This window comes from Streptomyces avidinii (assembly GCF_014650695.1).
Lineage (GTDB): Bacteria > Actinomycetota > Actinomycetes > Streptomycetales > Streptomycetaceae > Streptomyces > Streptomyces avidinii.
In genome coordinates this window covers 1-12,624 of the sequence record NZ_BMVL01000025.1, presented here as the reverse complement: position 1 = coordinate 12,624, position 12,624 = coordinate 1, and the positions used below count along the sequence as shown (strand labels likewise).

The window sequence follows — 12,624 nt, the reverse complement described above, 5'->3', positions numbered from 1 at the left end:
CCGGACGTTGACCGGATGACGACGACAGCGACACCTGTCCTGTGGGCGACAAGCCCGGGAGGCACGATTCATGAGTGAGCGAGCTCTCCGCGGTACGCGCCTCGTGGTTACCAGCTACGAGACGGACCGCGGCATCGATCTGGCCCCGCGCCAGGCGGTGGAGTACGCATGCCAGAACGGACATCGATTTGAGATGCCGTTCTCGGTTGAGGCAGAAATTCCGCCGGAGTGGGAGTGCAAGGCGTGCGGCGCCATGGCACTCCTGGTGGACGGGGATGGGCCCGAAGAGAAGAAGGGCAAGCCTGCGCGAACGCACTGGGACATGCTCATGGAGCGACGCACCCGCGAGGAGCTGGAGGAAGTGCTGGCCGAAAGGCTTGCAGTCCTGCGTTCCGGCGCCATGAACATTGCCGTGCATCCGCGGGACAGCCGCAAGTCCGCCTGACAGCCGGACGGATACACAAACCGAGGGGCCCCGCCACACAGTGTGTGGCGGGGCCCCTCGGCTTTCTGCGGCCTCCGGCGGCTTTGTTCCGCTGCCGAGCCCGCCCGGGCGGGGGTGCGGGGGGGCAGCAGCCGGTCCCCGCACCCCGCGGCTCAGGGGCACACGGGGCTGACCGATTGGCCCCGCAGGTACGCCGTCCGTTCTTCGGGGGTGAGGTCGCGGTTGACCGACTGGCAGATCTTCTTGACGGATGCGGCGGGCGCGGGGAGCGCGACTTTCCACAACCGTGCCGTCTTGTCGTAGCTGCCGGAGGCGACGGTACGGCCGTCGGGGCTGAACGCCAACGACGCCACGCTGTCGGAGTGCCCGAGCGGTGTGGTGAGGGTCTTGGCGGACTCGACGTCCCACAGCCGCACGGTGCCGTCCGTGCTTCCGCTGGCGATGGTGCGGCCGTCGGGGCTGAACGCCACCGCATTGACGTCGTTGGTGTGGCCGATCAGCGTGCTGCGCGTCTTGCCCGTCGCCGCGTCCCACAGCCGCACGGTGCGGTCGAAGCTGCCGGTGGCGACTGTCCGTCCGTCCGGACTGAAGGCCACTGATGTCACCCGGTCGGTGTGACCGGTGAGGGTGGTGCGGGTTTCGCCGGTGGCCACGTCCCACACGCGCGCCGTACGGTCGCCGCTTCCGGTGGCGAGGAGGCTGCCGTCGGGGCTGAACGCCAGAGAACCCACGAAGGCGGTGTGCTCGCCCATGACCGTCTGGACCTTTCCGGTCTTCACGTTCCACAGCGCTGTCGCTCCGTCGTCCGCGCCGGTCGCCAGGGTCTTGCCGTCAGGGCCGAACGCCACCGCGTTCACCTTGTCCGCGGGGACGGTGATGGTGCTGCGGACCTTGCCCCCGGCCACGTCCCACAGCTGTACCTCGCTGTCCCAGCGACCGGTGGCGAGGGTGCTTCCATCGGGAGTGAAGGCCGCCGAAAGTACCGCGCCGCCGTGGTTGAGGGTGCCGTGTGGCTTGCCGGACGCCGCGTCCCACAACTTGACCGCCCCCAGGGCATCGCCGGTGGCCAGGAGGCTGCTGTGGGGACGGAACGCCACTGCCAGCACCGAGCCGGTGTGCCCCGTCAGGACGGTGCGGTCTGCCACATCCCACAATCGCACGCTGTGGTCGAGGCTGCCGGAAGCGACGGTGCGTCCGTCGGGGCTGAACGCCACCGATTCCACCACGTTGGTGTGCCCGAGGAGGGTGGCGCGGACCGCTCCGGTGGCCACGTCCCAGATCTTCACGCTGTGGTCGACACTTCCGATGACGAGCATGGTTCCGTCAGGGCTGTACGCCATGGAGTGGATGGGGTTGCCATCCCCGTACAGCGTGGTGCGCGCTTTCCAGGTGTCCACGTCCCACAGCCCCACCGACCCGTCGCCGTTTTCGGTGACGAGGGTGCGGCCGTCGGGACTGAACAGCACCGAGCCCACTTCGCCTTCCGACTCGAACAGCGTCCTGAGGGCCGCTCCGGTGTCGACGTCCGAGAGCCGCACGGTCGTGCCGCCTCCGGTGGCAAGCGTGCGGCCGTCGGGGCTGAACGACACCGCGTGCACGATGTCGGTGTGCTCACGCAGGGTGGCGCGGGACTTTCGGGTGTCCACGTCCCACAGCCGCACGGTCGTATCGTTGCTGCCGGTGGCGAGCGTCTTCCCATCGGGGCTGAACGCCACGGCCTTCACCTGGCTGGTATGCCCGGTCAGCGTGGCGAGGGGCTTGCCGGTGGCCACGTTCCACAGCCGCACCGGCCCTTCGTTGCTGCCGGTGGCGAGGATGCTGCCGTCGGGGCTGAACGCCAGTGAGACCACGGCCACGGAACCGTGGTCGAATGTGATGCCCGCCTTCCCGGTAGCCGTGTCCCACAGCTGTGCGGTGCCGTCTGCGCTTCCGCTCGCGAGGGTGTGTCCGTCCGGGCTGAACGCCACCGGGTATACGTCACTGCTATGGCCCGACAGACGCCGGTGCAGCGGCAGAGCCGCGGCGTTGTTCAGGCTTTCGTGCGCTTCGGGCGTGTGGCTGGTGCGGTACGCCTGGATGGCCAGGAGCGAGGCCAGTTCGGGGTTCGAGGTGATGAGGGCGTTGGATTCGGCCGCGAGCTGACGGGACTGGGCTGCCTCACGTGTGCTGACCGAGGACCGCCACTGCCAGAGGACGCCGATCCCCGCGATGAGGGCGAGAGCGAGCAACGCGGCCAGGATCGTGTTGAGCCGTCGGCTGCGCCGGATGACGGCCCGTTGGCGGTCTCGGCTGGCGGTGAGGAAGGCCGCGATGCCGCTGGGGAGGCGGCGTTTCTGCGACAGTTCGAGACCTTCCGCCAGTGCCGTGCCGCCGAGCAGATCGCCTTGGTCGGCCTTCTCCGCCCAGCGGGCCTGCCGTTCCCTCGTGGCGTCGAGCCATTCATGGAAGCGGCGGTCCTGCCTCGCCCATTCGCGCAGCGTGCCCCAGTCCCGGATGAGCGCGTCATGGATCAGTTCGGCCACCGGTTCGCCCGGAAGTGCATCTGCGTTTCGCGAGTCGCGCAGTGTCTGGGTGGTGATGATCCGGTGGCGCGTGAGCGCGGCGATGACGCTGTCGACGTCGGTGCCGGGTGTCTCGTCGGGTTCCACTGCCAGCTCGCGCAGTTCGCTCAAGGGGACCTGGGCGCGGACGGCCGGGATACGGCGGCTGGGGTCGGCGGGGTGCACCAGTGAGGTCAGGATTCGACGGGCGACGGGCCGTTGTTCGGGCGACAGCTCGTCGAGGGCGCTGTCGCACCAGGTCGTCAGGCTGCCGCTGACCGCACCGATCCGACGGTAGGCCTCGTGGGTGAGGTATCCGTCCTTCCGCTGGCGCCACAGTTGGCTGAGGGTCAGCTCCAGCAGGGGAAGCACGGTCGCGGGTGCCTGTCGGGTGGACGCTTCCTCGGGGGTGACCGCGAGGACGTCGGAGACGATCCGGTCCGACAGCCCGGGCTGGAACCGAAGGCCCACGTCCCCGGCGGGGAGGGTGATGATGTCGTGCAGGTCCCGGTCGCTCAAGGTGCCCGGAACGTTGAGGAGTCCCGGCGTCGCCGCTGCCAGCAGACCGGGGGCGAGAGCGGCCAGCTGGGGATAGAAGTCGTCGCGCATGACCAGGATCACGCTGAGTCCGGTGTGCGAGTCGACCGCCGCGACGATCTGGTCCGCGACGGCGGAGGGGTTGATCCGTCCGCCGTCGGCCGTCCCGTGGCCGTCGGCCGCATGGGTGAAGAGCTCCTCGAACTGGTCGATGACCAGCAGGATGCGCTGGTGGCCCGGTTCGGCCGCGAGCCTTTGGGAGACGGCCGCACCGATCCCGTCGGTGCGTGCCCCGGGCAGCCCTGCCCGTTCGATCTCCGCTGCCAGATCCTGCCGCGGCCGCGCGAGCACGGTCAGCCAGCGGTCACCGCCCGGGACCTCTCCCGCTGCCAGCGCACGCAGTACCCCTGCCTGCATCAGCGATGACTTGCCCGATCCCGACGGGCCGAGCAGCAGCGTCAGCCGCTGCTGGCGGGCCAGGTTGGTCACGACCTGCCGGACCGCGTCCTCCCGGCCCTGGAACCATCGGGCATGCTCCTCCTTGAACGGCTCCAGGTCCCGGTACGGGCACACCGCCTGCTCCACCAGCTCCGGCAGCACCTCCCGCAGTACCTGCGCCGGCGTGACGTACGCGATGTTCTGGCCCCGTTCCAACCGGTCGGGCGCGGTGATCCCGGTCAGCATGCCGGCGACCAGGCCGGTCACCTCGTCCAGTACGGGCCCGCCGCTGAACCCGGTCGTCAGGTCGTTGGCGTCGGTCAGCTGCAGGAGGGCGCTCCGGCCGGCCGTGGCCGGGAGCACATCGCTGGCGACGCCGGATCCGTAGTGCCCTTCCGGTGGTGCCTGCGCGGGGAACCCGTACGAGCGCACCTCGTGCCCCCGGCACCCGTCCGCGGAGCCGAGCGGGAGCGGCCGTGCGCCGGCCGGCGTGGCGGCGAGCCGGATGAACGCCACGTCCTCGCGCTCGGCTCCGCGCCACAGCTCGGCCGGCACCTGCCCCTGCACGCGTTCCGCGCCTTCGATGCGCGGGAAGGCCAGCAGGACCGCGCCACCCGGGCCGCTCCCGGCCGCCTCGACGACGTGCGCACACGTGACCACGACGGTCTCGGCGACCAGGAACCCCGCCCCGGCCACCGTCCCGTCCGGGGCGAGGATCTGGGCGACCGCCGCGGCCACATCCGAGGAGGTGCCCCCGCTGATGTCCTGCCCTGTGCCGGTCATCCGGATCAGCTCCCCGTGTTGCTCTTGGTGATCACGGCCCCGGCCTCGAACGCGAGGTCGGTGCCGAACTCGACGGCGATCCGGCCGGGGCCCGCCTTGCGCAGCTGGTCGAGGGCGGGGCGTGCGACGGCTCGTGACCGGCGCCGGCGCGGCTTCCGGCGTCACCGGCAATTCGCGCACGGCATCGCCGACGCGGCCGGCCTTCACCGGCCCCTCCTGCCACACGGCGCCCGGTTCCTCGACAGGATGAAGTCACCGCCGTCCAGCGGAATCCGCGTGACCGGTGTCGCCACGTCTCGCCCGCCTCTCGATCCGGCTCGCCACAGGGACGCCACAGGGACGCCACCAGGCTTCACCGCGGGGACCTGTGCCGCACCCCCGGGCGGTCCATATGAGAGCCCCCTCCTGACCTCGGCGGGTGGGCGGCGGAGAACGACCGTACGAGGGCGCGAGCGGCGGGTACGAAGACGCACGGATCGGCTCGGCCGACCACGGCGGCGCTGGATCGCCTGGCTCTGCCGGTCGTGGTCCGCCCCGCCTCCGCCGGCACGTAGACCTGGTGGGCCACGTACCGCGGCGGCGGGCACCTCCTCGACCGACTCCGGGAACCGAGCCTCCACCTCGAAGGACTTCAGCAGCAGCGCGAACCCGAGCCGAGTCGCTCGTTCGGCTCAACGAGGGCGCCCGGCGAGGGGAAACGACGACCACAGCGGTCACACAGCGCTACATGTCCGTTGGCCGTAGCTGTTCGAGAACAGGGGCTCTACGGGGCCAGCGGCGGGCGGTACGCCGTGTCCGGGCCGTCCTGCTGCCCCGGCCGGTCCTCGCGGACGACCTCGCCCTGGACGATCTTGCCGTCGGGGTAGTGGATCCGGGCCTGCTGGAAGGCGTCACCGAAGCTGCCGGCCGGGGCCGAGGCCATCTTCCGCTCCAGCGAGCGGGCGGCCCTTCGGCCGATCCAGGCCCGGACGGGCGGCAGCAGCAGGACCAGGCCCGCCGCGTCGGAGATCAGGCCCGGCATCATCAGCAGCAGGCCCGCCAGCATGGTGAGGCCATTGCCCCGGCCGGGCTGCTGCGGCGTGGGCTGCTGCCCCTGCTGGGCCTGCTGGAAGGTGCCCGCCAGGTTCTTGAAGGCACGCCGCCCCGCCCGCTTGATGACCACCGCACCCAGGACGATGCCGCCCGCGAGCAGCGCGGCCACGGCGAGCCCGCCGGCCACGTCCGCGACCACGGTGAGCAGCCAGATCTCAAGGATCAGCCAGGCGGCGATGGCCAGGGGGAGAAAGGTACGGGCGGGTGAGCGCCGCCGGGGGGCCGTGGAAATGCCGGTCGTCATACCATCCAGTGTGCCTGGGGCCGCGTAAAAGCGACCTCAGCCGGAGGTACCGGACACCCCCTAGGGGGTGTCCGACGACCGGGCCGGATCAGGGCCTGCTCTCCGACCTGCCCTACGACCTGCCTACGACTTGCCCTCCGGCCTGCCGGTCGCCTTGCCCAGCAGCTTCGACGCCTGGGCCTTGAGGCCCCACTGGGTGACCCGCCACAGGGCCTCCACCACGATGTCCTTGCTCATCTTGCTGTCGCCGAACTCGCGCTCGACGAAGGTGATGGGCACCTCCACCACGCGGAAACCCTTCTGCACGGCCCTGCGGGCCAGGTCGACCTGGAAGCAGTAGCCCGCGGAGGCCACCTCGTCCAGGCCCAGGCCCTCCAGGGTCTCGCGGCGGAAGGCGCGGTAGCCGCCCGTCACGTCCCGGATCGGCACGTCCAGCATCAGCCGCGAGTAGGTCGAACCGCCGCGCGAGAGGAACTCACGGCTCTTGGGCCAGTTCACGACGCGGCCGCCCGGCACCCAGCGGGAGCCCAGCACCAGGTCGGCGCCGGCCAGCGCGGTGAGCAGCCGGGGTAGCTCCTCGGGCTGGTGGGAACCGTCGGCGTCCATCTCGACGATCACGCCGTAGCCGGCCTCCAGGCCCCAGACGAAGCCCGCCAGGTAGGCGGCGCCGAGCCCTTCCTTGCCCTTGCGGTGCAGCACGTGGACGTGGTCGTCGCCGATCGCGAGCTCGTCGGCGAGCTTGCCGGTGCCGTCGGGGCTGTTGTCGTCCGCGACCAGGATGTGGGCCTCGGGCACCGCCGCGCGGACGCGCCCGACGATCAGCCCGATGTTCTCCGCCTCGTTGTAGGTCGGAATGATCACCAAGGCCGTACCGAGCGGCCCGTAGGTCCGCTGTCCGCCGTCGCTCACTGAGTCCCCTTTTGTGCTCTTGCACGTCCTGTACGTCTGGTCGCAGAGGATGACTTTAGAACAGGGAGAACAGGGATCGGGGCCCGCGGTCCTTCGGGCCGGCCAGACTCCCGCTGGCTGCGGGCCGCCGTGACCGTTGTCTACTGGACCGCCGGACCCCGATCCGGGGCCACCCGCCGCCCGGCGAAACCTTCCCTCGCCCCCGAGGCGCGGGCGCGCTGCACAGACGGAGTCGTCCGGCACGGACGTCCTTGGTGGACCCGGCCGAACCTATCCGGGTCCGACGGCCCGTACCGAACCGAGGCCCGCCGGATCACCCCTGTGGGCGTACGAATACCTCCCGCCCGCCGACGACGGTGGCGAGGCACACCGGCAGTTCGGAACCGGGGGTCAGGTCGGGCAGTCCGGGCGTGCCCGAGCGGGGGTCGGTGGACCAGCGCGCGACGCGGTCGTCGGGGGCCTGGACGATCAGGTCGCCCGTCTGCCAGACCGCGTAGTCGGCGGGTGCGCCGGGGACGAGGACGCCCGCGTCGTCGCGGCCCAGCGCCCGCCAGCCGCCCCGCGTGTGGGCGGTGAAGGCCGCCCGTACGGAGATCCGGTGCTCGGGGGTCCGGTGGAAGGCAGCCGCGCGGACGGTGCCCCACGGGTCGAGCGGAGTGACCGGGGCGTCCGAACCGAAGGCCAGCGGGACACCGGCCTTGAGCATGGCCGCGTACGGATTGAGGGTACGGGCGCGCTCGGCGCCGAGCCGGTCGGCGTACATGCCGTCCTCGCCGCCCCAGGCCGCGTCGAAGGCGGGCTGCACGGAGGCGGTGAGCCCCAGCTCCGCGAAGGCGGCGATGGTGGCGGGGGTCATCATCTCGGCGTGCTCCACCCGGTGCCGGGCGGCGCGGACGCGGGCCAGGCCGACCTTCTCGGCGGCCGCCCGGACCCCCTCCACCACGGCGGTGACCGCGGCGTCGCCGATGGCGTGGAAACCGGCCTGGAGCCCCTCCTCGGTGCAGGCGGCCACGTGCTCGGTGACGGCGTGCACGTCGAGGTATTCGGTGCCGGTGTGCGCGGCGTCGGCGTACGGGGCGTGCAGGCAGGCGGTGTGCGAGCCGAGGGCGCCGTCGACGAACAGGTCGCCGGCGGCTCCGACGGCCCCGAGCTCCCTGGCCAGTTCGAGGTCCCGATCGGCCCAGTACCCGAACACGCGCGGTCCGGGCCGCTCGGCGGCCAGGGCGAGCAGGCCGGTGAAGTCCTCGGCCGAGGAGATCTCGGGCCCGCCGCACTCGTGGACGGAGCCGATCCCCAGGGAGGCTGCGCGGTCGAGGGCGGCCCGCTGGGCCTCGGCACGCTGGGCGGGGGTGACGGCGGCCAGCGCTGCCCTCCGTACGGCGTGGTGGTCGTCGGCGGTCAGCGGCCGATCGCCGTCGGCCCGTACCCCCGGGACGAGCGCGAGCAGGGCCGTGGTGACCACGGCCGAGTGCACGTCGACGCGGCTGAGGTAGAGCGGGCGGCCGCCGGTGGCCTCGTCGAGCTCGGCGCGGTACGGGGCCCGGCGCTCGGGCCAGCGGGCGGCGTCCCAGCCGTGCCCGAGGAGCACCCGGTCGGCCGGACGGCTCGCGGCGTACGCGCGTACGAGGTCCAGCGCGGCGGACAGGGAGCGCGCGCCGGTGAGGTCCAGGCCGGTCAGGGCCAGGCCCGCGGAGGTGGTGTGGACGTGGGCGTCGGTGAAGGCGGGCGTGACGAGCGCGCCGCCGAGGTCGACGACCTCGTCCACGCCCTGCGCGAAGGCGTCGGCCGCGCCCTCGGAACCGACCCAGGCGATCCGGCCGCGCTCGACGACCATCGCGGTGGCGAAGGGGTCGGCGGGGCTGTGGACCTCGCCCCCGCGGAGGAGGACGGTCCTGGTCGGTGCTCCGGCGGCATCGGCGGAGTGGGCGGTGCGGTCAGTCATGCCGACCAGTGTCCCGCGTCGCCCGTCCCGGCCCGACCACCGGGTCCCCGCCGGAACGCGGGTCGCAGCGGGGCGGCGCGGGTCGGAGCCGGGTCGGGCGCGGGCCGGAGGTGGATCAGCGGTGGATCAGCGGTGGATCAGCGGTGGATCAGACGCGGGGCGGGCGGGCCTCGTAGGGGGTGGAGAGGACGACCGTCGTGCGCGTCGCGACGTGGGCGAGCGCGCGCAGCCGGCCCAGGAGGTCCTCCAGCTCCAGGGGGGTGGCGACGCGCACCTTCAGGATGTAGTTCTCGTCGCCCGCGACGCTGTGACAGGCCTCGATCTCGGGGACCCCGGACAGCCGGTCGGCGATGTCGTCCGGGGCGCTCGGGTCGAAGGGCTTGACCGAGATGAACGCGGTCAGCGGCAGGCCGACGGCCTCCGGATCGACCACGGCCGCGTAGCCGCGGATCACTCCGCGCTGCTCCAGACGTCGTACTCGCTGATGGACTGCCGACGTGGACAGTCCCGTGGCCTTGCCCAGATCCGTGTAGCTCATCCGCCCGTCCCGCACGAGCAGATCAACGATCTGGCGGTCCAGCTCCTCCATTGCGCTCATAGCCGCTCAACTTACGGCCCAAGGGCGCTCCAGGCCCAGTGCTGTCCGCCCACTGGAGGCATCTGCGGCAGGCATGTGACGAAGGCCACAGGGGTATGCAGGTGGAGGCCTGTCTGTTGTGGTTACTCGTGACGCTCGACGGGAATTGGTTGCTGTGGCCGAGGCCGAAGAACCTGCCCGCCCGGCCCACCCAAGGGGGAGTACATCCATGCTGAATACCAAGCGCGCCGGTCGCACCGAACCGGAGCCCCTGGAACTGCTCGAATCCGCGGACGGCACCTATCCGGACGACGGCGGGGAGGGCGAGTACCTCGACGAGATCGAGGGGTTCGAGATCCACCACGCGATCTGCCCCGACTGCGGCCAGTCGATCGCCCTCGTCGCGGACGAGGAGTACCTGCCCCAGCACGCCCTCTGCCTGACCCCCTGGAACCCCTTCGGCCTCACCGTGTGCGCGGGCACCGGACGGCCCGCGAGCGACGCCCTGCCCACCGTGGGCATGATCCAGCCGGTGGAGGCGCCGGAGCTCGAGTCCGTCGTCCTGTCGGCCCTGCCCCAGGGGCTGGACTGGCGGACGCAGCCCTTCTCGCACGTCGGCGGCCCGGGCTCGCGCCCGGTCCGCGTGGTGAGCCCCGTGCTGCCGCAGCAGACGCAGACCCGCCAGCAGCACGCCCAGGCGGCCTGAGGCGGGCCCGGTCGGCCTGACGGCCGCCGGACTCCCCTTCCACCACCCCTGCTCCCCCACGCGCCGGTACCCCTGCGCCGCGCGCCCGTCCTACCAGTACGTTCCCTGCACCATGGCGGCCAGGCCGACATGGTGCAGGATCAGGCTGTCGGGATCCGCCGGGACCTCGACCTCGCCGAAGTGGGCCTGCCGGTAGGCGATGCGGAGCATCACGATCCCGTGCCGCAGGGCCGCGTACAGGGTGTAGAACTCCATGTCCCGCGGGGTGTGCCCGGTGAGTTCGGCGTACCTGCGCTCCAGGTCCTCGCGGCGCAGGAAGTCGGGCAGGCCGGGCTGGCCGAAGCCGACGGTGAGGTCCTGGAAGAACCGGTGCAGGTAGACCGTCCAGCCGAGGTCCACCTCGCGCGGGGCGTAGGCGGCCATCTCCCAGTCCAGGACGGCCACCGGCGTGAATCCGTCGTAGATGACGTTGCCGATGCGGGCGTCGCCCCAGTTGAGGACGGCGGGGCCCTCGTCCTGCGGCCACAGCTCCTCCAGGCGTGCGAACGCCCGCTCGATGAGCGGCGACGGGGCGAGTCCGCCCACCACCCAGGAGTAGTAGGCGCGTTGGGCGTCCACGTGCCGGCGCAGGGGCGTGCCCTCGCCCTCGGGGAGGAGGAACTCGGCCTCCTCGGCCGGGAACTGGTCGTGCAGTCGGGCCAGCAGCCCGATGCTCGCCTCCTGCAGGGCGGCGCGCTCGACATCGGTGGCAGCGTGCAGCCAGTTGCCCTCATAGGTGTACGGCATCACATCGGGCGGCACCCGCCCCTCCGCACGGGCCATCACGAAGAACGGCGCCCCCAGCGGACCCGGATCCTCCTCCAGCCACTGCACGCGCGGGACGGGCAGGTCCGTGTGCCGGGCGACCAGACTCATCACGCGGTGCTGGCGCGGCATGTCGTAGGTCGGGAAGACGGTGTAGGCGGCCGGGTCGGCGGCGAGCCGCAGCGCGCACGCGCGCAACGGGGCGTCGGGGTGCTCCATGTCGAAGAGCAGGGTCTCGCTGGACATCCCGTTGGACCCGGGGACGGAGACGTTGGTGACCTTCGCGCCGGGGAGCCGGGTGTCCAGCCAGGCGGCGAGACGGCGGCCGAGCTCCTCGGGCTCCCGGGTCGAGGTACGCGGACGTGGTGCGGTGGCCATGGTCGATCCCCTTTCCTGCTGGTCGTACCGGACCTACTGGGCGACGGAGGAGTAGTCGGCGAGTCCGCTCGGGTCGTGGCGCCCGAAACTGCCGTGCTCGAAGATGCCGTGCCCGATCTGCCCGTCGAGGGTGAATCGGGCCGAGTGGTCGGTCACCCCGAAGGCGGCCGCCGGGTGGGCCGCGGGGTCGGAGAGGTCGTAGACGCGGCGGTCGCTCCAGCCGCGGCCCTGCCACGTGCCGTGCTGCCAGTCACCGGCGGGCGGGTAGCCGGCGCCGACGGCGAGCGGGGAGGAGTTCAGGATCTCCACGCCCAGCTCCAGGGGCTTGCGAGAGGGGTCGGTGAGGTGGACGACGGCCCGCTCGGGGTGCCGGCTGCCGGGCCGGTAGCGGATCTCGGTGTGCGGCCAGCCGAGTTGGCCGTCGCGGCGCCCGCTGCCCTCGGGAAAGACCTGCACGGCTTCGTTCAGGGTGCGGTGGCCGTCGGCGTCCTCCTGGGCGATGACCATGACGAAGCGGTCCTCGAAGCGGACCGGGATCCACAGCCAGTGGAAGCCCTCCGGCCGGTACTCCTCGGCCGCGCGGCCCCCCTCCTCCCCGGGAATCGGCCGCACGCCCCAACTCCGGTCGCGGGTACCGGTCCATTCCCCGGGCGTGAGGACGTACTCCTCGCCCTTGGCCCGGATCGTGCCGGCGACCCGGCCGGCCTGGACGAAGCGGCGGCCTTCCAGCATGAGGCGGTCACCGCGCCGCTGGACGTGGTGCGGCTCCCAGACGGCAGGGAACTCGGCGGTCCAGGTGATGTCGTACGAAAGCCCGTGCGGGTCCGCCGGATCGGGAGCGCAGCGCAGCGTGAGCTGCTTGAGCGGCACGTCGACGGTGATGGACAGCGGTCCCACCGAGAGGCTCATCCGGTCGTCGGTGAGGGCGTCGGAGGCCCGGACGGCGAGGAGCTCGTCGCCGATGCGGAGGGTGGCGTAGGCGTCGATGACCCCGGCGTTGGGGTAGACGCCGAGGCCGAGTATCAGGACGGCACGGCCGGCGTGGTCGAAGACGTGGAAGATGCAGCGGTCGTAGGCGTTCCGGTCACCGCTGACGACGTGCTTCATCGACAAGGGAGCCTGGTGGATGGGGTATTCGTCGAGCGCGACGGGCCGGTCGGCGGACATGGCGAACCTCCTGGACGGGCGGCTTCAGGGCGCGATGGGGCGACTTCGGGGCAGCTGCGAAA

General features: G+C 72.0%; 9 protein-coding genes and 1 pseudogene. 2 read left to right on the top strand and 8 right to left on the bottom strand.

Features of this window, described 5'->3' with window-relative positions:
- Positions 1–70 precede the first annotated feature (70 nt).
- A complete protein-coding gene (locus IE257_RS36400; RefSeq protein WP_007262928.1) occupies positions 71–445 on the top strand; it encodes an RNA polymerase-binding protein RbpA in 375 nt (124 codons plus the stop codon).
- 152 nt (positions 446–597) lie between these two features.
- Here IE257_RS36400 and IE257_RS36395 read toward each other — a convergent pair whose 3' ends face one another.
- From IE257_RS36395 to IE257_RS36375, 6 genes and pseudogenes are all read right to left on the bottom strand, one after another.
- A complete protein-coding gene (locus tag IE257_RS36395) occupies positions 598–4,743 on the bottom strand; it encodes an nSTAND1 domain-containing NTPase (protein WP_189974157.1) in 4,146 nt (1,381 codons plus the stop codon).
- A gap of 5 nt (positions 4,744–4,748) precedes the next feature.
- A pseudogene (locus tag IE257_RS38770) lies at positions 4,749–4,865 on the bottom strand (CU044_2847 family protein); the annotation flags it as partial.
- 641 nt (positions 4,866–5,506) lie between these two features.
- Positions 5,507–6,079 carry an FxsA family membrane protein gene (gene fxsA / locus IE257_RS36390; protein WP_189974155.1) on the bottom strand — a complete coding sequence of 191 codons (573 nt, stop codon included), beginning with the start codon at positions 6,077–6,079 and terminating at the stop codon, positions 5,507–5,509.
- Between the two features lie 123 nt (positions 6,080–6,202).
- Positions 6,203–6,988, bottom strand: a complete 786-nt coding sequence (locus tag IE257_RS36385) for a polyprenol monophosphomannose synthase (protein WP_189974153.1) — start codon at positions 6,986–6,988, stop codon at positions 6,203–6,205.
- Between the two features lie 313 nt (positions 6,989–7,301).
- Positions 7,302–8,930 carry an amidohydrolase gene (locus IE257_RS36380; protein ID WP_189974150.1) on the bottom strand — a complete coding sequence of 543 codons (1,629 nt, stop codon included), beginning with the start codon at positions 8,928–8,930 and terminating at the stop codon, positions 7,302–7,304.
- Positions 8,931–9,078: 148 nt separating this feature from the next.
- Positions 9,079–9,519 (bottom strand): Lrp/AsnC family transcriptional regulator, encoded by a 441-nt coding sequence (locus IE257_RS36375; protein ID WP_030663734.1) that lies wholly within the window; start codon positions 9,517–9,519, stop codon positions 9,079–9,081.
- 217 nt (positions 9,520–9,736) lie between these two features.
- On the opposite strand from IE257_RS36375, the gene IE257_RS36370 reads away from it, so the two are divergent.
- On the top strand, positions 9,737–10,213 hold the full coding sequence (locus tag IE257_RS36370; RefSeq protein WP_189974148.1) for a hypothetical protein: 477 nt from the start codon (positions 9,737–9,739) through the stop codon (positions 10,211–10,213).
- A gap of 90 nt (positions 10,214–10,303) precedes the next feature.
- Here the strand turns inward: IE257_RS36370 and IE257_RS36365 are convergent, their stop codons facing one another.
- The gene (locus IE257_RS36365) at positions 10,304–11,395 is read right to left on the bottom strand and encodes a phosphotransferase family protein (protein ID WP_189974146.1); all 1,092 of its coding nucleotides are present in this window, start codon (positions 11,393–11,395) and stop codon (positions 10,304–10,306) included.
- A 33-nt stretch (positions 11,396–11,428) separates the two neighbouring features.
- Entirely contained in the window at positions 11,429–12,562 is a 1,134-nt protein-coding gene (locus IE257_RS36360) for an Rv3169 family protein (RefSeq protein ID WP_189974144.1), read from the bottom strand.
- Positions 12,563–12,624: the final 62 nt, after the last annotated feature.

Excerpts from the sequence above, each read along its gene's own strand:
- IE257_RS36360 (WP_189974144.1), bottom strand. The coding sequence starts at position 12,562 with ATGTCCGCCGACCGGCCCGTCGCGCTCGACGAATACCCCATCCACCAG.
- IE257_RS36365 (WP_189974146.1), bottom strand. The coding sequence starts at position 11,395 with ATGGCCACCGCACCACGTCCGCGTACCTCGACCCGGGAGCCCGAGGAG.
- fxsA (WP_189974155.1), bottom strand. The coding sequence starts at position 6,079 with ATGACGACCGGCATTTCCACGGCCCCCCGGCGGCGCTCACCCGCCCGT.
- IE257_RS36375 (WP_030663734.1), bottom strand. The coding sequence starts at position 9,519 with ATGGAGGAGCTGGACCGCCAGATCGTTGATCTGCTCGTGCGGGACGGG.
- IE257_RS36400 (WP_007262928.1), top strand. The coding sequence starts at position 71 with ATGAGTGAGCGAGCTCTCCGCGGTACGCGCCTCGTGGTTACCAGCTAC.
- IE257_RS36395 (WP_189974157.1), bottom strand. The coding sequence starts at position 4,743 with ATGACCGGCACAGGGCAGGACATCAGCGGGGGCACCTCCTCGGATGTG.
- IE257_RS36380 (WP_189974150.1), bottom strand. The coding sequence starts at position 8,930 with ATGACTGACCGCACCGCCCACTCCGCCGATGCCGCCGGAGCACCGACC.
- IE257_RS36370 (WP_189974148.1), top strand. The coding sequence starts at position 9,737 with ATGCTGAATACCAAGCGCGCCGGTCGCACCGAACCGGAGCCCCTGGAA.